Annotated in this window: 17 protein-coding genes; 9 read left to right on the forward strand and 8 right to left on the reverse strand. The window is 45.7% G+C overall.

From position 1 onward, the window contains the following. The 7 genes from WBV27_RS05915 to rpmH form a co-directional block, all read right to left on the reverse strand. Positions 1-716, reverse strand: a 716-nt coding sequence (locus WBV27_RS05915; protein WP_424200277.1) for an alpha-amylase family glycosyl hydrolase, incomplete at its 3' end; no start/stop codon positions are given. 79 nt (positions 717-795) lie between these two features. Then, positions 796-2241 (reverse strand): PTS system trehalose-specific EIIBC component, encoded by a 1446-nt coding sequence (gene treP / locus WBV27_RS05920; protein WP_424200279.1) that lies wholly within the window; start codon positions 2239-2241, stop codon positions 796-798. 234 nt (positions 2242-2475) lie between these two features. Beyond that, complete coding sequence (locus WBV27_RS05925) at positions 2476-3483, reverse strand: oxidoreductase (RefSeq protein ID WP_424200281.1); 1008 nt, start codon at positions 3481-3483, stop codon at positions 2476-2478. 156 nt (positions 3484-3639) lie between these two features. Continuing rightward, positions 3640-4464, reverse strand: a complete 825-nt coding sequence (gene jag, locus WBV27_RS05930; RefSeq protein WP_424200283.1) for an RNA-binding cell elongation regulator Jag/EloR — start codon at positions 4462-4464, stop codon at positions 3640-3642. Positions 4465-4499: 35 nt separating this feature from the next. Continuing rightward, positions 4500-5330 carry a membrane protein insertase YidC gene (gene yidC, locus WBV27_RS05935; RefSeq protein WP_424200285.1) on the reverse strand — a complete coding sequence of 277 codons (831 nt, stop codon included), beginning with the start codon at positions 5328-5330 and terminating at the stop codon, positions 4500-4502. A 31-nt stretch (positions 5331-5361) separates the two neighbouring features. After that, positions 5362-5706 (reverse strand): ribonuclease P protein component, encoded by a 345-nt coding sequence (gene rnpA / locus WBV27_RS05940; RefSeq protein ID WP_424200287.1) that lies wholly within the window; start codon positions 5704-5706, stop codon positions 5362-5364. Between the two features lie 224 nt (positions 5707-5930). Then, complete coding sequence (gene rpmH / locus WBV27_RS05945) at positions 5931-6065, reverse strand: 50S ribosomal protein L34 (protein WP_072763781.1); 135 nt, start codon at positions 6063-6065, stop codon at positions 5931-5933. 570 nt (positions 6066-6635) lie between these two features. Between rpmH and dnaA the strand changes: the two genes are divergently transcribed. The 9 genes from dnaA (at position 6636) to rpsR (ending at position 17016) form a co-directional block, all read left to right on the forward strand. Beyond that, positions 6636-7967, forward strand: a complete 1332-nt coding sequence (gene dnaA, locus WBV27_RS05950) for a chromosomal replication initiator protein DnaA (RefSeq protein WP_068562126.1) — start codon at positions 6636-6638, stop codon at positions 7965-7967. Positions 7968-8144: 177 nt separating this feature from the next. Further along, a complete protein-coding gene (dnaN, locus tag WBV27_RS05955; RefSeq protein WP_424200289.1) occupies positions 8145-9296 on the forward strand; it encodes a DNA polymerase III subunit beta in 1152 nt (383 codons plus the stop codon). A 363-nt stretch (positions 9297-9659) separates the two neighbouring features. After that, positions 9660-9926 carry a S4 domain-containing protein YaaA gene (yaaA, locus tag WBV27_RS05960; protein ID WP_068562139.1) on the forward strand — a complete coding sequence of 89 codons (267 nt, stop codon included), beginning with the start codon at positions 9660-9662 and terminating at the stop codon, positions 9924-9926. Then, positions 9923-11044 (forward strand): DNA replication/repair protein RecF, encoded by a 1122-nt coding sequence (recF, locus tag WBV27_RS05965; protein ID WP_086628716.1) that lies wholly within the window; start codon positions 9923-9925, stop codon positions 11042-11044. The genes yaaA and recF overlap by 4 nt, the downstream gene beginning before the upstream one ends. 4 nt (positions 11045-11048) lie before the next feature. After that, positions 11049-12986, forward strand: a complete 1938-nt coding sequence (gene gyrB, locus WBV27_RS05970) for a DNA topoisomerase (ATP-hydrolyzing) subunit B (RefSeq protein ID WP_086628717.1) — start codon at positions 11049-11051, stop codon at positions 12984-12986. A gap of 54 nt (positions 12987-13040) precedes the next feature. After that, positions 13041-15632, forward strand: a complete 2592-nt coding sequence (gene gyrA / locus WBV27_RS05975; protein WP_424200297.1) for a DNA gyrase subunit A — start codon at positions 13041-13043, stop codon at positions 15630-15632. A gap of 214 nt (positions 15633-15846) precedes the next feature. Next, positions 15847-16140: a 30S ribosomal protein S6 gene (gene rpsF, locus WBV27_RS05980; RefSeq protein WP_086942855.1), complete on the forward strand. Its 294-nt coding sequence runs from the start codon at positions 15847-15849 to the stop codon at positions 16138-16140. 38 nt (positions 16141-16178) lie between these two features. Next, on the forward strand, positions 16179-16730 hold the full coding sequence (ssb, locus tag WBV27_RS05985; protein ID WP_424200293.1) for a single-stranded DNA-binding protein: 552 nt from the start codon (positions 16179-16181) through the stop codon (positions 16728-16730). A 43-nt stretch (positions 16731-16773) separates the two neighbouring features. Further along, on the forward strand, positions 16774-17016 hold the full coding sequence (gene rpsR / locus WBV27_RS05990; protein WP_068562133.1) for a 30S ribosomal protein S18: 243 nt from the start codon (positions 16774-16776) through the stop codon (positions 17014-17016). A 457-nt stretch (positions 17017-17473) separates the two neighbouring features. On the opposite strand, the gene WBV27_RS05995 is transcribed toward rpsR, so the two are convergent. Further along, positions 17474-17785, reverse strand: coding sequence for a hypothetical protein (locus tag WBV27_RS05995; protein WP_424200295.1), 312 nt, complete (start codon positions 17783-17785; stop codon positions 17474-17476). Positions 17786-18913 lie beyond the last annotated feature (1128 nt).

Consider the following 18913-nt stretch of genomic DNA (forward strand, 5'->3'; position numbering starts at 1 on the left):
CCGAACGATGCCTGATTCAGCTCGTGGATATAGTCATGGACGATCGGACGATCCGTGTAGAGACTCTTCTCGTTGCTTCCTTGGCTGTCCACCAACGCGACATCCTTGCCGATCAGGTTCAATACATCGAATCGGAAGCCTTTGATGCCCTTTTCCAGCCAGAAATTGACGACTTTCTGCAGTTCCTGGCGCACTTTCGGATTGCGCCAATTCAGATCCGCCTGCGTGACATCAAACAGGTGCAGATAGTACTTGCCGGTATCCCCGAAAGGTGCCCACGCCTCCCCGCCGAATTTCGAACCCCAATTGGTCGGCAGGCTGCCGTCTGCTTTCGGATCGCGGATGATGTAATAATCCTGGTACGCTTTGTCACCGGCCAACGCTTTCTGGAACCACTCATGCGTAGTCGACGTATGGTTGAACACCATGTCGAACATGATTTCGATACCGTGCTGCTTCAGCTTCCGGATCAGTTCTTCAAAATCTGCCATCGTGCCGAAAACAGGATCGATGGCATAATAATCAGTGATGTCATACCCGTTATCCATCTGCGGGGATACGAAAATCGGATTCATCCAGATCATATCGATGCCCAGTTCCGCCAAATAAGGCACTTTGCTGATGATCCCTTGGATATCACCGATGCCGTTGCCGTCGGAGTCCTTGAATGATTTTGGATAAAGCTGATAGATCACTTTTTTTTGAAAGTCTTCCATTGTAAAGCCCCCTGTCTTCTCACTATGACTGAAGGCAAAAAGCTTCACTAACAGCTTTTTGCCTCCAGTAATTCACTTTTTATTTTTGCGTTTGGATAACCGGTGCATCCTCGACTTCACCTTTGGGAACGAAAAGTTGTTTCTTTTCGAACACAATCGTCAACAGGAACGGCACGACGATGGCGATGGCCATACATACGATGAACATCGCCATCGAATCGGTCTGGATGCTCAAGAAACCGGGAATCCCGCCGACTCCGATACTGTTCGCCATGACGTTGAAGGTCGTAGCGACCAAACCGGCGATCCCGGATCCGATCATCGCTGCAACGAACGGATAGATGTATTTGATGTTGATCCCGAACATGGCCGGCTCGGTTACGCCCAAGTAGCAGGAGATGGCGGCCGGGATGGAAACTTGTTCCTCTTTCTCATTCCCTCTGTGCAGGAAGATGATCGCCATAACTGCCGATCCTTGTGCGATATTCGAAAGAGCGATCATCGGCCACAGGTTCGTGCCGCCGAAATCGGCGATAAGCTGCAGGTCGATGGCATTGGACATATGGTGAAGCCCCGTGATGACGAGCGGTGAATAGAGCGTACCGAAGAACAGACCGAACAGCCATCTGAAGTCCCCTGTCAATCCGGCATAGACGACTTCGGAAACCCATTGCCCGATCGTCCAACCGATAGGACCCAACACCGTATGCGCGATGATGACAGTAGGAACCAAGGACAACAACGGAACAACAATCATCGAAATGTACTGCGGAATCCATTTACGCAGCCAGATCTCCAGGTAGGCCAGGACGAAACCAGCCAACATGGCCGGAATGACTTGTGCTTGATAACCGATTTTGTTGATCGTGAAGGCACCGAAATCCCAGAACGGAATCTCTTCCGCACCGGCGACACCATAGGCATTCAATAATTGCGGTGATACCAATGTGATCCCTAGAACGATACCCAGAATTTGCGTAGTGCCCATCTTTTTCGTGATGCTCCAAGTGATGCCGACTGGCAAGAAGTGGAAAATCGCTTCACCGATCAGCCAAAGAAAATCATTGACGCCTGTCCAGAACTGCGAATTGGAAACGATTGTGCCATTGGCGAAATTGATCCCTTCAAGCACGTTGCGGAACCCGAGGATAAGACCCCCTACTACGATTGCCGGAATCAGCGGTGTAAAGATTTCCGCCAGAACAGCCATGGCACGCTGCACGACATTCTGATTCTGCTTGGCTGCTGCTTTTGCCTCATCTTTTGAGACACCCTCTTTGCCGGATACCTTCGCAAACTCGTTATAAAATTGTGGCACTTCATTACCGATGATGACCTGAAATTGTCCTGCTTGGGTGAAGGTTCCTTTTACTGCGGGTATGTCTTCTATCTTCTTGATGTTGGCGGCAGCCGGATCATTCAGAACGAAACGCATCCGAGTGGCACAGTGACTGACTGCAGAAATATTATCGGGTCCTCCGATATATTCCAGCAAATCCTTTGCGTCTTTGTTGAAATCTACCATTTTTTCTCCTCCTCAACTTGTATATACATGTTCCTGACATTTCTATTCTACCTCGAAATATTTTACAATGCAAACGTTTTCCGTTCGCTGCACTTTTACTTGTATATACAAGTTATCGGTTTTCCGCATTTTATAAAGCGTTAACAAGCTGGACAACACAATCAAAAAAAAAAAAACGGCTACAGGATCGGATGGCCCATTCCCTTGCCGTTTCTCTTGATTATGCCAAGCCGATCATATCCCTTGCTTCACTTTCACCAACGTACGCCCGTGCATCTTTCCGTCCATGATTTTCCTGAAAGCTGCCGGCAAATCTTCCAATGCGATTTCCTGTTCGGCCAGCAACTCCAGATTTTCCGGCTTCAGATTGCTTGCCATCCGCTCCCAAAGCTTGATGCGTTCAGCGTACGGATGGTTCACCGAATCGATCCCAACAAGTTTGACGCCCCTCAGGATGAACGGCAGTACGGTCGCCTCGAATGCGATTCCGCCGGCATTTCCGCTCAAAGCCAGACAGCCGCCGTAGTGCAGCTGCGCCAGCAAATCAGGCAGCATCGGACCGCCGACCGGATCGACGATTGCCGCCCAACGCTGCTGCGCCAATGGCCGCTTCTTCTCCAGCGCCACTTCATCAGGATGGAGAACCGCTTCAGCACCCAGTCCCTTCAGATAATCCATACAGTCCGCTTTTTTGCGGGACACAGCTTCGACCGTATACCCTAGACGCTTCAACATAGCGATCGCCATCCCGCCGACACCGCCGGAAGCCCCAGTCACCAAAACAGTACCCGTTTGAGGCTGGATGCCTTGTTTATCCAAAGCATCCACTGATTCCGCCGCTGTGTAACCGGCCGTTCCGATGATCATTGCTTCCCTTAAACTCAATCCTTCCGGCAACGGAACGACCCAGGCTGCTGGGACCCGGGCATATTGACTGAATCCGCCGAAATGATTCACCCCTAAACCGTAGCCAGTCACGATTACCTTATCCCCTGCCCCGAAAGCCGGATCGAGCGATTCCATGACCACGCCGCTCAGATCGATCCCCAAAATCATGGGATAATTGCGGATGACCCCGCTTTTCGGATTGGTTCCGGCCAGCCCGTCCTTGTAGTTGACGCTCGAATAATGCACTTCGATCAGCACCTCCCCTTCAGGCAAGTCCTCTTTCTTGAATGTTCTGACCGTCGTTTCCACTTTCGCATCTATATTTTCCGCCCATAAAGCCTTGAACTCTTCCATATTACCCCTCGTTTCCGTTTGTATTATCTTTAGTCTAATCCATCTTTGCATAATTTGCGACCTCTGCTGAATGCTAGGCAGCAAGAAAAGCGGCAAGACAAAAAAACCTTCACCGGGAATCGAGCTGATCCCTGGTAAAGGTTTTTGGATGTACGCTTATTCCGCTATCTCAACAACCAAATAACGATGCGGCTCTTTGCCCTCGGAATGGGTTTTGATGCGTTTATTCTGGCTCAAACGCGCATGGATCTGTTTTCTTTCAAAAGCAGGCAGCGGCTCAAGGAAAACGGGCTGTTTCGTTTTGATGACGCGTTCCGCAGTACGATCGGCGATGCTTTCCAATACGGCAGCTCTGCGCTCACGGTAGTCACCGACATTAACGATTACGGACAAGCGTCGACGCACATAGCGTTGCACCAGCGCTTGCGCCAATATCTGGAGAGCATTGACGATTTTTCCGAATTTGCCGATCAATAAGCCTGGCTTTTCGCTTTCCATTTGGAAAATCAGCATATTGTTCTTCTCTTCGACCGTTACGATCGCAGGAGCCCCGTATGCTTCAGATACCGAAGTAAGATACTCGGTCACTGCGGCAATCGCTTCATCGCGACCGGATTCTTCATCATAATCTTCATATTCTTCGGCTTCTTCATCCTCATCGGAAGAAATCACGCTATCGATTTCAGGTCGATCAGCCAATATCTTTTCCGCAGTTTCCGGATAATCCTCTTCAAGATCTTCTACGATATCTTCGACTGTCTCCTCGATTTCAGCTAATTGGATATCTCCTGCTTCATCAAAGTCCCTGATCTCTTTGCGCGTGATTTCCACAACTGCCTCTTTTTGTCCGAATCCAAAAATCCCTTTTTTAGCTTCAGAGATTACGACGATATCGGCTTCATGGCTATCTACGCCCAACAAATCCAGACCTTTGCGAATCGCTTTATCAACGGTCGTATCTTTCGCAATTACTTTATCCATAATAGAATGTCATCCTTTCCTACTTCAAAGTATAACTAGTTTTTCTTTTTCTTTTTAGGATTTTGAGCTTTCTTCAATGCTTTTTCGCGCGCTTTTATTTCTGCTTCCGCTTGTTCGCGCTCGCGGATGGCCTTGTATGGGTTGTTCAGCATCAGCGTCTGTCCGACTGAGAAGGCATTACTTGCTACCCAGTACAATGACAAGGCGCTCGGGAAGTTGATACCCATCATCAAAATCATGATCGGCATCGTGTACGTCATCGATTTTGTCGCAGGATTCGCTTCCGTCTGTGACATCATCGTCAGTTTGCTTGTGGCATACGTCAGGATGGCGGCTACTACCGGCAGAATGAAGAATGGATCGCGTTCTCCCAAGTTCATCCATAGGAAGCTGCCGCTTTTTAAAATTTCAGTTCTGCTGATTGCTTGGTACAACGCCATCAAGACAGGCATCTGAACCAAAACAGGCAAACAACCCATATAAGGATTCACATCGTTGTCTGCATACAGCTTGGAAACTTCCTTCTGCAGATGTTCCTGCGTTTCCCGGTCTTTAGAAGCATATTTTGCCTGCAGCGCTTTTATCTGCGGTTGAACAGCCGACATTTTTTTCGTGCTCTTCGTCTGGAAATGATTGAGCGGCAACAGGATAACCCGGATGATGATCGTGAAGGCAATGATTCCCAGGCCATAATTACTGAAAAATAGATCGGACAACCACACGATCATGTTGGAGAAATTAAAAACAACATAACGATCCCAAAAACCGGTGCTATCCGAGGTGATGGGTTCCGTTCCACACGCTGATAAAACCATCATAACAGCAAATAAGCTGAGTGTAAAAAGTAATCGCTTACGCTTTGACAAGAGAACTCCTCCTTAATAGGAATAATATAGTTTATTTGTTTTTCAAAAGGTTGGAAAGCTTAAGGACATGGACCAGACTCTTCTTGACTTCCGCAGCCGACATTTCAGCAACCGGTTTGCGCGCGATCACGATGAAGTCAATATCCTGAACCAAATCTGCCTTCAATTCCGTGAGTGCCTGGCGGATTTTTCTTTTGACTGCGTTCCGCACCACGGCATTGCCGATTTTTTTCCCGACGGACAAACCGACCCGAAAATGCGGTTGTTCCTTTTTATCGAGCACATAGATCACGAATTGGCGGTTCGCTTTTGACACACCATTATGAAATACTTTCTGAAATTCTTTTTCTTTCTTAACACGAAAAGATTTCCTCATGTTCTTCCCTCAAATCTGCAATCATAACATGCAAAAAAATCTCCCCCAAATGGAGAAAAACAGAAAAATTTCTCTCTCCGTTATCATCACAAATATGAACTCACTCCCGAGGCATCTCTGCTTTCGGTTCTGTTGGACACATTTGTCATACTCTCCATTTAAGAAAGACATTTTTACATTTTTCGAAATACTTAAAAAAAAAGACCACTGAAACGGTCAGTGATCTATGCAGAGATAACTTTTCTGCCTTTAGCGCGTCTTCTTGCTAATACTCTACGGCCGTTTTTTGTGCTCATACGTTTACGGAAACCATGAACAGATTGACGGTGACGTTTTTTAGGTTGGTATGTTCTTTTCATTGATCTTTACACCTCCTGATAAACTATCTTTCAAATAGGTTATATTTCACTGTTTAGACAGTCCATTAACATTATAAAGAGACAGAATGTGACCTGTCAAGTAAAATTGGTTCATTTTATTGAACTCACTGAGATATAATAGCACAAAACATTGAAAGATAAAATACCTTTCTTGAAAAAAATTGGATTCTCATCAAAATAAAATTATCCACAACCTTTTTTTTAATGCACAATGCCACGGGATAACTCCTGCAACCTCCCTGATTGCTCACACCTTCGACCCGATTTATCCACATTCCTACAGCGTGTGCATTTCTCCCGAAACCCCACCCATCAAACCTGTGGAAAAGTGTGCCAAACGCTGTAACAATCACCAATCCAGAAAAACATCATTCCACAACTGACCGTGGACAACTGCTTCATCAACAAGGATTGTCCACACCCTCCCCAAGCCTGTGGACAACTATTTATACACCGGTTAATTGTTTTATTCACAGCTGAAAAGAGTTGTGGAAAACTTTTTGATATAATGCTAAAATAAAAAGGACTCACTAAAAGGAGGTGTCCCATTTGGATGACATCTATTCATTATGGCGTTATCTGCAAGAAAAATTTCAAGAATCACTGTCCAAAGTCAGCTACGATACTTGGATAGACAGCGCAGTCCCGGTCCGACTGACTGATACGAATATCATCATCGAAGTTCCCTCTTCTTTACATAAAGATTATTGGCAAAATAATTTGATGAGCAGAATTGTCGAAGGCATCTACGAATTCAGCGGCAAAGAACTGACTCCCATTTTTATGATCAAGAACGAGGAAATGCCCGATATTGCAAAACCGACCATAAAACGCACCAACAACAATCGTCTCTTCAAGGATGCCCAACTGAACAGCAAGTATACCTTTGACACCTTTGTTATAGGAAAAGGAAACCAGATGGCTCATGCAGCTGCCCTCGTCGTGGCGGAGGAACCAGGTACAATTTACAACCCGCTCTTCTTCTATGGAGGAGTAGGCCTAGGCAAGACCCATTTGATGCATGCAATCGGCCATCAAATGCTGCAACTGCGGCCAACCGCACGGGTAAAATACGTCAGCAGCGAAACGTTCGCCAATGATTTCATCAATTCCATCCAGAATCGGACGCAAGAGCAATTCCGCAATGAATACCGCAGCGTCGACTTATTGATGGTCGATGATATCCAATTTTTTGCCGACAAAGAAGGAACGCAGGAAGAATTCTTCCATACTTTCAATGCGCTTTACGATGAACGCAAACAAATCGTGCTGACGAGCGATCGCTTGCCGAACGAGATCCCGAAACTGCAGGAACGGCTCGTCTCGCGTTTTGCTTGGGGCTTATCGGTTGATATCACACCGCCCGATCTGGAGACACGCATCGCCATTCTGCGCAAAAAAGCCAACAGCGAGCGCCTGGAAATCCCTGATGACACCCTCAGCTACATCGCAGGGCAGATAGATTCCAACATCAGGGAACTGGAAGGCGCCCTTGTCCGGGTTCAAGCCTATTCAGCGATACAAGGGACCGACATCACCACCAGTTTGGCAGCGGACGCCCTGAAGAGCATCATGCCTTCCGAAAAACCAAAAGCTTTATCCATCTATGCCATCCAGCAAGCGGTAGGGAAATATTACCATGTGACCGTCGAGGAATTGAAAGGCAAGAAGCGCACCAAGGGAATCGTGGTGCCAAGACAAATCGCCATGTACCTTTCCCGGGTGATGACGGACAATTCCTTGCCTAAAATCGGTTCCGAATTCGGCGGCAAGGACCACACGACCGTCATTCATGCGCATGACAAGATTGCCCTTTCCGTAAAAAAAGACCCTGTTCTGCAACGCGAAATCGAGACGATCCAAAACAGTCTGAAAAAATGATCCTCTCGCGCATTGTGGATAAGCCAATAACTAAGACGCCATTTACGAACACGTTATCCACAGGTGGAAAACGATTGGTTTTGTCAGCTTCTTTCACTTATCCACAGTATGAACAGGCCCTACTACTATTACTAATATTATTTAATTTATATGAATAACCATCGGAGGTCCCTTATTATGAAATTTTCCATTAATCGTCAGGTTTTGATCAAACACTTATCTGACGTACAAAGAGCTATTTCCAGCAGAACGACAATCCCTATTTTGACAGGGGTAAAAATCAGTGCTGATGAAAATGGGATCGTACTGAGCGGAAGCGACTCGGATATTTCCATCGAAACGCTGATTCCTGTATCGGAAGAGAATAATCAGATCGAAATCCACACACAAGGCGGCATCGTCCTGCCGGCTCGTTTCTTCAGTGAAATCGTCAAAAAATTAGCTGATGAAAAAATCACGATTGAAGTCAAAGATCATTTCCAGACAAACATCACTTCTGCAAAAGCATCTTTCACCATCAACGGAATCGATGTAAACAACTATCCGAATTTCCCGGTTATCGATTCGAATGAAGTCATCACCTTGCCTACGGCTTTATTCAAACAAGTGATCCAGCATACGGTAATCGCAACGTCGACACAGGAAAGCCGTCCGATCTTGACTGGGGTGAACATGACCATCCAAGATGGGAAATTGACAGCTGTCGCTACGGACAGCCATCGTTTAAGCCAGCGCGTCATCTCGATCGCAGCTCCGGAATCACAGCTGGAAAAAACCTACAATGTCATCATTCCCGGAAAAAGCTTGGTGGAACTCTCACGGATCGTTGAGAACCAAGCGACCATCGAAATGATGATCACGGAGAACCAAGTCCTTTTCAAAGCCGAAAATGTTTATTTCTACTCGCGCTTGCTGGAAGGCTACTACCCAGATACAAACCGCTTGATTCCGGCCAGCTCCAGCACGCAGATTGTCCTGAATGCCTATGATTTGCTGCAGGCTACCGACCGTGCCTCCCTGCTTTCGCATGAAGGAAAAAACAACGTCGTCAAATTGTCCATCGACGCAAACAAAGTCGAGTTATCAGGAAACTCTCCTGAAGTCGGCAATGTGGAAGAATCCTTGGCTTATGAGTCCGCCAGTGGCGATCCGCTGATCATTTCCTTCAATCCCGATTACATGAAGGATGCGCTGCGCACATTCGGCCAACAGGATGTCCAAGTCAATTTCACTTCGGCTGTACGCCCATTCACGGTTGTGCCGGCAGATCGTGAAGACGATAACGATAATTCGTTCATCCAATTGATCACGCCTGTAAGAACTTATTGATTCGATTGGTAAAATCCAAAAAGCAAGGAGACGATCCGATCGTTTTCTTGCTTTTTGCTTATCTAAAAATGAAAACGCATGGACCAGCCGTTTTTCCCATAGGAAGAAAGTCTGCATATGCTGCATTTGTTCGGCTAAAGATAAAATGACCGAAAAACGCGAATTTTTAATTTATAAGCCTATAGACGCTTTCGTTTGGATATAGCTAATTTGTATTGTTTTCGAAAAAAATCGAAATAAGGGCCTTTTTTTTCACGAAAATTTGAAATTGATCAAAAAAAATAGTATAATGAACATATTAATGAGCGTTGTTGCGTGGATTTTATTTTCCACGCTTATTTTATTGGAAAATAGGTGAATTTCTTGAAAAATATTGTGAATATTGATGCAGAGTTCATTACTCTTGGTCAACTACTGAAACATGTCAATCTGATTTCCAGCGGCGGAATGGCCAAATGGTTCCTTTCAGAATATGTGGTGTACGTAGATAACGAAAAAGAAGACCGCAGAGGCCGCAAATTGTTTCCCGGTACGATGATCGACATCCCTGGTGAAGGCACTTTCTTCATCCAGTCAACAAAATCGGATAAAGAAGAGGCTGAGCAAGACAACAGTGAGTCCGAAGCATGATCCTGAAAGAAGTGACGCTGCAAAATTTTCGGAATTATCCGTCTCTTTCCGTGTCCTTTTCAGATGGCATCAATGTGTTTTTGGGTGAGAATGCGCAAGGCAAAACCAATCTCATGGAAGCAATCTATGCATTGGCTTTGGCAAGGAGTCCGCGCACGTCAAACGAAAAAGAGATGATTCGTTGGCAAGAAGATTCCGCCAAGATAACCGGCAAAATCCAAAAAAGGGTTTCTACCTTCCCTTTGGAAATCATTTTTTCCAAAAAAGGCAAGATTGCCAAAGTCAATCACCTGGAACAAAAAAAACTGAGCCAATACATCGGCCAACTGAACGTCGTGCTGTTCGCCCCGGAAGACCTGAATTTAGTGAAGGGCGCACCCGCCAACCGGAGAAAATTCCTGGATATGGAGCTGGGCCAGATGAACCCGGTCTATCTGCATGATCTTGTGCAATATCAGCGGATACTGAAGCAACGGAATCTTTATCTGAAGCAGTTGGTGACCGGCAAAGCCAAGGATGAAGTCTATTTGGATGTGCTGACTGAGCAATTGGCCATTTTGGGTGCCGATCTGTTGGTCTACCGTCTGCAGTTCATCAAAAAATTGGAAGCTTGGGCCCAACCGCTGCACAAAGAGATTTCTTTGGAGCGGGAAGAATTGACGATCGCCTACAAATCCAACATCGAGTTGTCTGACGAGATGGATAAAGACGCTCTTTTTTTGAAACTGATGGAAGCGTTCCGCCAAGGGAAAAGCCGGGAAAGAGATCAGGCGGTCACCCTTTTCGGTCCGCACCGCGATGACCTGATTTTTCAGGTGAACGGGCGTAATGTCCAAAACTACGGCTCGCAAGGGCAGCAAAGAACGACTGTCCTCAGTCTCAAATTGGCGGAGATCGAATGCATGAATGAGGTCCTGGGGGAGTATCCGATCCTGTTGTTGGATGATGTCCTGTCAGAATTGGATGATGAACGCCAGACCCATCTGCTGAAAGCGATCGAGAAAAAGGTCCAGACCTTTTTGACGACAACCAGTTTGGATGGCATAAAAAAGAATAAGATAGACGAACCGACTATCTACCATATAAAAAACGGTGAAGTAGAAATGGAAGGTGTGTAACAGAATGGCAGAAAACGAAATGAACAAAGCGGAACGAGCAAAAGAATATGATGCCAGTCAGATCCAGGTCCTGGAAGGACTGGAAGCAGTCCGCAAACGTCCTGGGATGTACATCGGCTCCACCAGTGGCGCAGGTCTGCACCATTTGGTCTGGGAAATCGTGGATAATTCCATCGATGAAGCGCTGGCCGGCTTTGCGACGAAAATTGAAATAATAATCGAAAAAGACAATAGCATAACCGTAACCGATAATGGCCGTGGTATTCCAGTCGATATCCAAGCGACGACTGGCCGCCCCGCTGTAGAAACGGTCTTCACCGTTCTTCATGCAGGCGGAAAATTCGGCGGTGGAGGCTACAAAGTTTCAGGCGGTCTCCATGGTGTTGGCGCGTCCGTCGTGAATGCCTTGTCTTCTGAATTGACCGTAAACGTCTATAAAGACAATAAAATTTATACGCAAACGTTCGTACGCGGGGACATCACATCCGATTTGACCATCACGGGAGATACCGATAAGCATGGTACGGAGGTCCGTTTCCTGCCCGATCCGGAAATTTTCAAGGAAACGACTGTCTTTGAGTTTGAAAAACTGGCCGTACGTGTCAGGGAATTGGCTTTCTTGAACAAAGGATTGAACATTTCCATCACGGACAGACGTCCAGAAGAACCTGTGGAACAAGACTATTATTACGAAGGCGGAATCAAGAGTTACGTCGAGTTTCTGAACCGCAACAAAAAAGTCCTTTTCGAAGAGCCGATTTACATCGAAGGCGAACAGGACGATATCCAAGTTGAAGTTGGCATACAATATACGGATGGCTATCATACAAACTTTCTGAGTTTCGCCAATAATATCCATACCTATGAAGGCGGAACCCACGAATCCGGTGCAAAGACCGCTTTGACCCGTGTCATCAATGACTATGCGAAACGCAATAAGATCATCAAGGAAAATGAAGAGAACCTGAGCGGGGAAGATGTACGTGAAGGCCTTACCCTAGTCCTCTCCATCAAACATCCTGATCCGCAGTTCGAAGGACAAACCAAGACAAAATTGGGTAATTCCGAAGCGCGTACCATCACCGATCGACTCTTTTCAACGTACTTCGATAAATTCCTGATGGAAAACCCGCAAGTCGCCCGTCAGATTGTCGAAAAAGGCATGTTGGCTGCCCGTGCGCGTTTAGCAGCCAAAAGAGCCCGTGAAGTGACCCGCAAGAAGAGCGGATTGGAAATCAGCAACCTGCCGGGTAAACTGGCTGATTGTTCAAGCAAAAATCCAGTGGAATCAGAACTGTTCATCGTCGAAGGGGATTCAGCCGGAGGTTCGGCAAAACAAGGCCGCTCCCGTTTCTTCCAGGCAATCCTGCCGATCCGCGGGAAGATCCTGAACGTAGAAAAAGCATCCATCGACAAAATCCTTGCCAACGAAGAGATCCGTTCGCTGTTTACGGCGATGGGTACCGGCTTCGGCGGAGACTTCGATGTTGCCAAAGCCCGTTATCATAAATTGGTCATCATGACCGATGCCGATGTCGATGGCGCGCATATCCGTACGTTGCTGCTGACCCTTTTCTATCGCTACATGCGTCCTTTAGTCGAAGCCGGATATGTGTATATCGCACAACCGCCTTTGTATCAAGTGAAGCAAGGCAAAAAAGAGAAGTATCTCGATTCCGATCAAGAGCTGGAAGAGTACTTGGCATCCATCCCTGAATCACCAAAACCAAGCATCCAACGCTATAAAGGACTTGGAGAAATGGATGCAGAACAATTATGGGATACGACCATGAACCCTGAGAACCGTCACTTCCTGCAAGTGACTGTCGATGATGCCGTCAAAGCCGACGAAACATTGAACATGCTTATGGGGGATCATGTAGAACCAAGAAGGAACTTCATCGAAGAAAATGCGGTTTACGTGAAGAACTTGGATATCTAAAAGGGGGTTGGAAATTAAATGTCTGATGAAATTGAAAAAATAAATGATCAAGCCATGGAACAAAGGGAATTAAGCCATGAAATGGAAACTTCATTCCTGGAATATGCCATGAGCGTTATCGTAGCCAGGGCTTTGCCTGACGTCCGTGACGGACTCAAGCCGGTCCATCGCCGTATTCTGTACGGTATGAGCGAATTGGGCGTTACGCCTGATAAAGCACACAAAAAATCCGCACGTATCGTCGGGGACGTAATGGGTAAGTACCATCCCCACGGTGACAGTGCCATCTATGAATCCATGGTGCGTATGTCCCAGGATTTCAGTTACCGTTATCCGTTGGTCGATGGACACGGAAACTTCGGCTCCATCGATGGAGACAGCGCCGCAGCGATGCGTTACACCGAAGCGCGGATGTCAAAAATCGCCTTGGAGATGCTGCGTGACCTCAACAAGGATACCGTCGATTACCACGATAACTATGACGGTTCCGAAAGTGAACCCGATGTATTGCCGGCCCGCTTCCCTAACCTGCTGGTGAATGGAGCTTCCGGTATCGCTGTTGGGATGGCGACAAATATCCCACCGCACAACCTGACGGAAGTCATTTCCGCCCTGCATATCCTGATGAATGATCCGGATGCGACGACTGCCGAATTGATGGAGGCCGTTCCTGGCCCCGATTTCCCTACAGGCGGTATCGTCATGGGCAAATCAGGCATCAGAAAAGCCTATGAAACGGGCAAAGGCTCAATCATTGTCCGCGGACGTGTAGAGGTCGAAATCCTGAAAAACGGCAAAGAACGCATCATCATTTCGGAATTGCCTTACATGGTCAATAAAGCGAAATTGGTCGAACGGATTGCTGAACTGGCCCGCGATAAACGGATCGAAGGCATAACCGACTTGGCGGATGAATCCGACCGCGACGGCATGCGTGTTGTCATCGATGTCCGCAAGGATGTCAGTGCCGGCGTCATTCTGAATAATCTCTATAAATTGACGCCGCTTCAATCATCTTTCGGCTTCAATATGTTGGCGATCGTAAAAGGCATCCCTAAAGTGCTGGGACTCAAGCAGATTCTGGTCCATTACCTGGAACACCAAGAAGAAGTCATCCGCAGAAGAGCCGCCTTCGATAAACGAAAAGCGGAAGCCCGTGCGCATATCTTGGCCGGTTTGCGGATCGCTTTGGATCACATCGATGAAATCGTAGCGATTCTGCGCGGTTCAACCAATGGCGATGCGGCCAAACAAATTTTCATCGACAAATACGGTCTTTCCGACAAACAAGCGCAAGCCATTTTGGATATGCGTTTGGTGCGTCTGACCGGTTTGGAAAGAGAAAAAGTTGAAGCAGAGTATGATGCGCTGATGGCTTTGATTGCTGATCTGGCTGATATTTTAGCGAATGAAAAGCGTGTCTTCGACATCATCTATACGGAATTACTTGAAATCCAAGAAAAATTCGGCGACAAACGCCGTACGGAACTTTTGGTCGGAGAAGTATTGTCGCTTGAGGATGAAGACTTGATCGAAGAGGAAGACATCGTCCTGACTTTGACCCATAACGGCTACATCAAACGTTTGCCGAACAGCGAATTCAGGGCCCAAAAACGCGGCGGACGCGGTGTCCAAGGCATGGGCATCCATGATGATGATTTCATCGAAACGCTGATTTCGGCATCGACGCACGATGTGTTGCTGTACTTCTCGAACCAAGGAAAAGTATACAAAACAAAAGGCTATGAAGTGCCTGAATACGGCCGCCAGGCAAAAGGTTTGCCGATCATCAACTTGCTGAACTTGGATGCCAACGAGAAAATCCAAGCCATCATCAATGTCAAAGGTGGCCCGCAAGACGGGGATTACTTGTTCTTCACGACACGGATGGGTACCGTCAAACGGACATCCGCCACTGAATTCCAAAATATCCGTCAAAGCGGTCTGCGCGCAATCAACCTGAAGGATGAGGATGAGTTGATCAAAGTATCCTTGACTGACGGCAACCAGAACATCATCATCGGAACGCACTTCGGCTACTCCGTAAGCTTTGATGAAAAGGACGTCCGTGATATGGGCAGAACTGCTACCGGTGTCCGCGGCGTGAAACTGAGAGAAAACGACTATGTTGTCGGCATGGATGTGCTGAAACATGAGTCGGAAGTTCTGATCATCACGGAAAATGGTTACGGCAAACGTACGGCAGCCGATGAATATGCCATCAAAGGACGCGGCGGCAAAGGGGTCAAAACAGCCAACATCACTGAGAAAAACGGTAAATTGGTAGGGTTGACGACTGTCTCCGGCGATGAAGACATCATGATCATCACGGACAAAGGCGTCATGATCCGTTTCCACGCGGATGCCATTTCCCAAACTGGCCGTGCCACTCTGGGCGTACGTTTGATCAAGCTTGATGGCGAAGCCATTGTATCGACAATGGCAAAAGTTGAGCGCGAAGAGGATGAAGAAGTTGTGGCACCTCTGAATGAAGAAGTAGGCTCAGAAGGCGAAAACAGCGCCTTAGAAGCAGCTGATGCTACCGAACAGGCAAATACACCAGATACAGCGGAAACATCCGAAATAGCCGATAAATTGAGCGATTTCGCAGATGAACTGTTGGATGAAGAAGATTCGGAAGAATAAAACTTCGATACTAAAGCTAATAGCGCAAAAACGGAGGAAACCGTCCCAGGACAGTTTCCTCCATTTTTTTGGCCCTCTTTGAATGAGGCTGAAAAAAAGGCTTGCCATAAAAAATGAAATATGGTACAATCTTTAGATGTGAGTAATCCTGAAAAGGTACTCTCCTTGCTCTTACAAAAGTAAGGGCCAAAGTCCACAAGGAGGTGACAGTCAAATGAGCAATTACGAAATCAACTACATTATCCGTCCTAACATCGAAGAAGAAGCTAAAGCAGAATTAATCGCACGTTTCGATTCTATTTTAACAGATAATGGCGCTGAAGTTATTGAATCAAAAGACTGGGCGAAACGCCGTTTAGCTTATGAAATCAAAGATTTTCGTGAAGGTATCTACCATATCGTGAAAATTTCTGCTTCAGACGCTAAAGCAATCGACGAATTCGACCGTCTAGCAAAGATCAATAGCGATATCATTCGCCACATCGTTGTTAAAGAAGAAACTAAGTAAAGTGTTCCACGTGAAACATTTTGAAAGGAGTAAGATGAATGATTAATAATGTTGTCTTAGTCGGCAGACTTACAAAAGATGTTGATTTACGCTATACATCCAGCGGCACAGCGGTCGGAACCTTCGCTCTTGCGGTAAACAGACAGTTTACTAACCAAGCAGGAGAAAGAGAAGCTGACTTCATCAATTGTGTCATTTGGAGAAAATCTGCAGAGAATTTCGCGAATTTCACTCGTAAAGGCTCTTTAGTCGGTATCACTGGCAGAATCCAAACAAGGAATTATGATAATCAACAAGGACAGCGCGTATACGTGACTGAAGTCGTTGCAGATAATTTCACATTGTTGGAATCGAAAACAACTACCGATCAAAGACCGAGAGAAACTGGCGCAGGTTCTTCAAATCAAGCAGCTCCGAGTGCAAACTTCGGATCAAGCAAGTCTTTTGAATCTAACCAAAACCAAGGACAGTATAATAATCAATACTCTTCTCCGAAACAAAACGGTTTTTCTGATTTTAACTCAACTGCTGATCCGTTTTCATCAAACGGAGAATCAATTGACATTTCAGATGATGATTTACCATTCTAGTCTTTAGGACAGAATGGTTAGTTTAGGAAAAGGAGGAATTGACATGGCATTTCAACGTAACAGCAGAGGCGGACGCAAACGTAAAAAAGTTTGTTATTTCTGTGCTAACCACATTGATCATGTAGATTACAAAGAGACTGATTTATTGAAACGTTATATATCTGAAAAAGGTAAAATTTTACCTCGTCGTGTAACAGGTACATGCGCTAAACATCAAAGAACTTTGACTGTATCTATCAAACGTTCTCGTATCATGGCTCTTATGCCATTTACATTAGCAGAATAATATTAAGGGAGTCGCTTCCAGGAGCGCTCCTTTTTTTGTACCCAAAAACAGGAGCTGAACAGGGACTCGCGTTGCGCCGGAATCATGAGAACGCCCCTCTCACCTCTTCCGGGTACCAATTTTTTTTGAAGCGACCTATCCGTTTCTGTCGAACAATCGTATGCTCGGGTGAAGCAAACTGCTCGCTGCATCGTTCTGAGAGGATTATTCCGATAATTCTATCCATCCCTCAATACATGGATACTCAATTTAAATGCCCTAACCTACTCTTCATGCTAGCAGAAAGATTCTAAAATATTTTTTCCATAAGCACAGGTGCACGGGCTGGGTATTCTCCATCGAGAGATATAAGGCTAGGCGCTATAATGCTCTGATCGGGCCATAATAACTCTGTGGGAGCGAACCACCCATAGACGAGGGCGATACTTCAAATAAGAATGCAGGTGCGGTCAGAGACTCAAATTTCGCTGATTTCAATAAAAGAAAAACCAACGGCGATAAAATGTTCCACGTGGAACATTTTATCGCCGTTTTTGTTTTTGATGCACAATAACTTCTGGATTGCTCCAATAGATTTTCCGTAGTGGGTATTGCTCTCAATAATAGAAAGTGAGATTCCCAAAAAAAGGATCACCTGCGGATCTATGCCATTGCCTGACGTGTAAGCTGATTCATAAATAAAACATTTCTGAAAGCAGTAAGAACTGAGTTGTTTGGGAATGCCTCCAGTGTCCAATCCAGCAAAAAGTAAGACCTTCCCTTCTATCACCGTCCTGTGATTACCCGATACCGGACAACATATATCAGCGACATACCTCCCCTTTTATCTTAAGGGCCATAAAACAGATAGTGATACCTCACGAAATCAGACTCGTTCAATTATATATTTTGCAGATAAACTAAGGACTTAGCATCATGATTCTTCAAACGTCAGTGCGTAAAAAGTTACCGGTATTGCATTTATAACCATCGAAATTAGTAATAGATGCAGATGATCAGGTCCCGACTTGAGAAATAAACACGTAAAGCTATTGTAATGGCGGATACACATCAAAAGATAAAAACAGAACGGCACCATTCAAAATAGGTCATCTTTACAGTCGGGGTTTTCGTTCGAGCTCTATATTCCTAGGTGCAGCTGAATTGAAATGATGGATAATATAAAGTTATTCATCAACGACACATGACCAAAGTCACTAGCTTGCCACCCATCGATTTACGACGGATGACGTCGCCCTTCCTGCAAATTTAGGCTTAGGGCGTTTACCGTTTTTTGGTGTTTGGTGGGGTGAATCATCTCGCTTCACCAGCTTCATCCCCGTATAATGATTGGGCAAATTGCGATGAATCAAAATTAAAGTTAGGTGCTGGAAGAGCAATTGACCCTCTTTTGCATACTATATTGATGAGATGATTTCATCGACGTAGTTGATTTCACTGGAATGACGTAGGTTGTACACAGGCTGATTATATTTTTGTTTTTCCGTTATCCACAAAAGGATATATGACAAGGATTCCGGGACTTATTGTACATTCAAAAATAGGATGTGGAAAACTATTTCCTGATCTTTATCCACAGAAGGATTTCATTATGATCAACTGACTTCTGTAGAGCATTTGCAAACGAGCAGGAATGACTAATTGCTGGATATATGGGTAACCTATTCAAAATCCGGCAATTTTCATTAAAATAATAGTAAATTCATCCAAAATAAAGGACATTATTTCATAAATACACTAATCAAACAAATGTTCAAACGGGAATGAAGAAATCAGCGAAATCAAACCGACTTATACACAGGATGTCCACAGGCATTCGGAAGCGCCAAAGCTGTCATGAATAATATCAGGTTAATAAGTTATCAACAAAGTTATTTTATAGCAGAAATCCTATTAT

This window comes from Trichococcus sp. (assembly GCF_049589555.1).
Classification (GTDB): Bacteria; Bacillota; Bacilli; order Lactobacillales; family Aerococcaceae; genus Trichococcus.

Coding starts and splice junctions, on each gene's coding strand:
- treP (WP_424200279.1), bottom strand. CDS start 2,241: ATGGTAGATTTCAACAAAGACGCAAAGGATTTGCTGGAATATATCGGA.
- rnpA (WP_424200287.1), bottom strand. CDS start 5,706: ATGAGGAAATCTTTTCGTGTTAAGAAAGAAAAAGAATTTCAGAAAGTA.
- WBV27_RS05925 (WP_424200281.1), bottom strand. CDS start 3,483: ATGGAAGAGTTCAAGGCTTTATGGGCGGAAAATATAGATGCGAAAGTG.
- recF (WP_086628716.1), top strand. CDS start 9,923: ATGATCCTGAAAGAAGTGACGCTGCAAAATTTTCGGAATTATCCGTCT.
- gyrA (WP_424200297.1), top strand. CDS start 13,041: ATGGAACAAAGGGAATTAAGCCATGAAATGGAAACTTCATTCCTGGAA.
- rpsF (WP_086942855.1), top strand. CDS start 15,847: ATGAGCAATTACGAAATCAACTACATTATCCGTCCTAACATCGAAGAA.
- gyrB (WP_086628717.1), top strand. CDS start 11,049: ATGGCAGAAAACGAAATGAACAAAGCGGAACGAGCAAAAGAATATGAT.
- jag (WP_424200283.1), bottom strand. CDS start 4,464: ATGGATAAAGTAATTGCGAAAGATACGACCGTTGATAAAGCGATTCGC.
- rpsR (WP_068562133.1), top strand. CDS start 16,774: ATGGCATTTCAACGTAACAGCAGAGGCGGACGCAAACGTAAAAAAGTT.
- dnaN (WP_424200289.1), top strand. CDS start 8,145: ATGAAATTTTCCATTAATCGTCAGGTTTTGATCAAACACTTATCTGAC.
- rpmH (WP_072763781.1), bottom strand. CDS start 6,065: ATGAAAAGAACATACCAACCTAAAAAACGTCACCGTCAATCTGTTCAT.
- ssb (WP_424200293.1), top strand. CDS start 16,179: ATGATTAATAATGTTGTCTTAGTCGGCAGACTTACAAAAGATGTTGAT.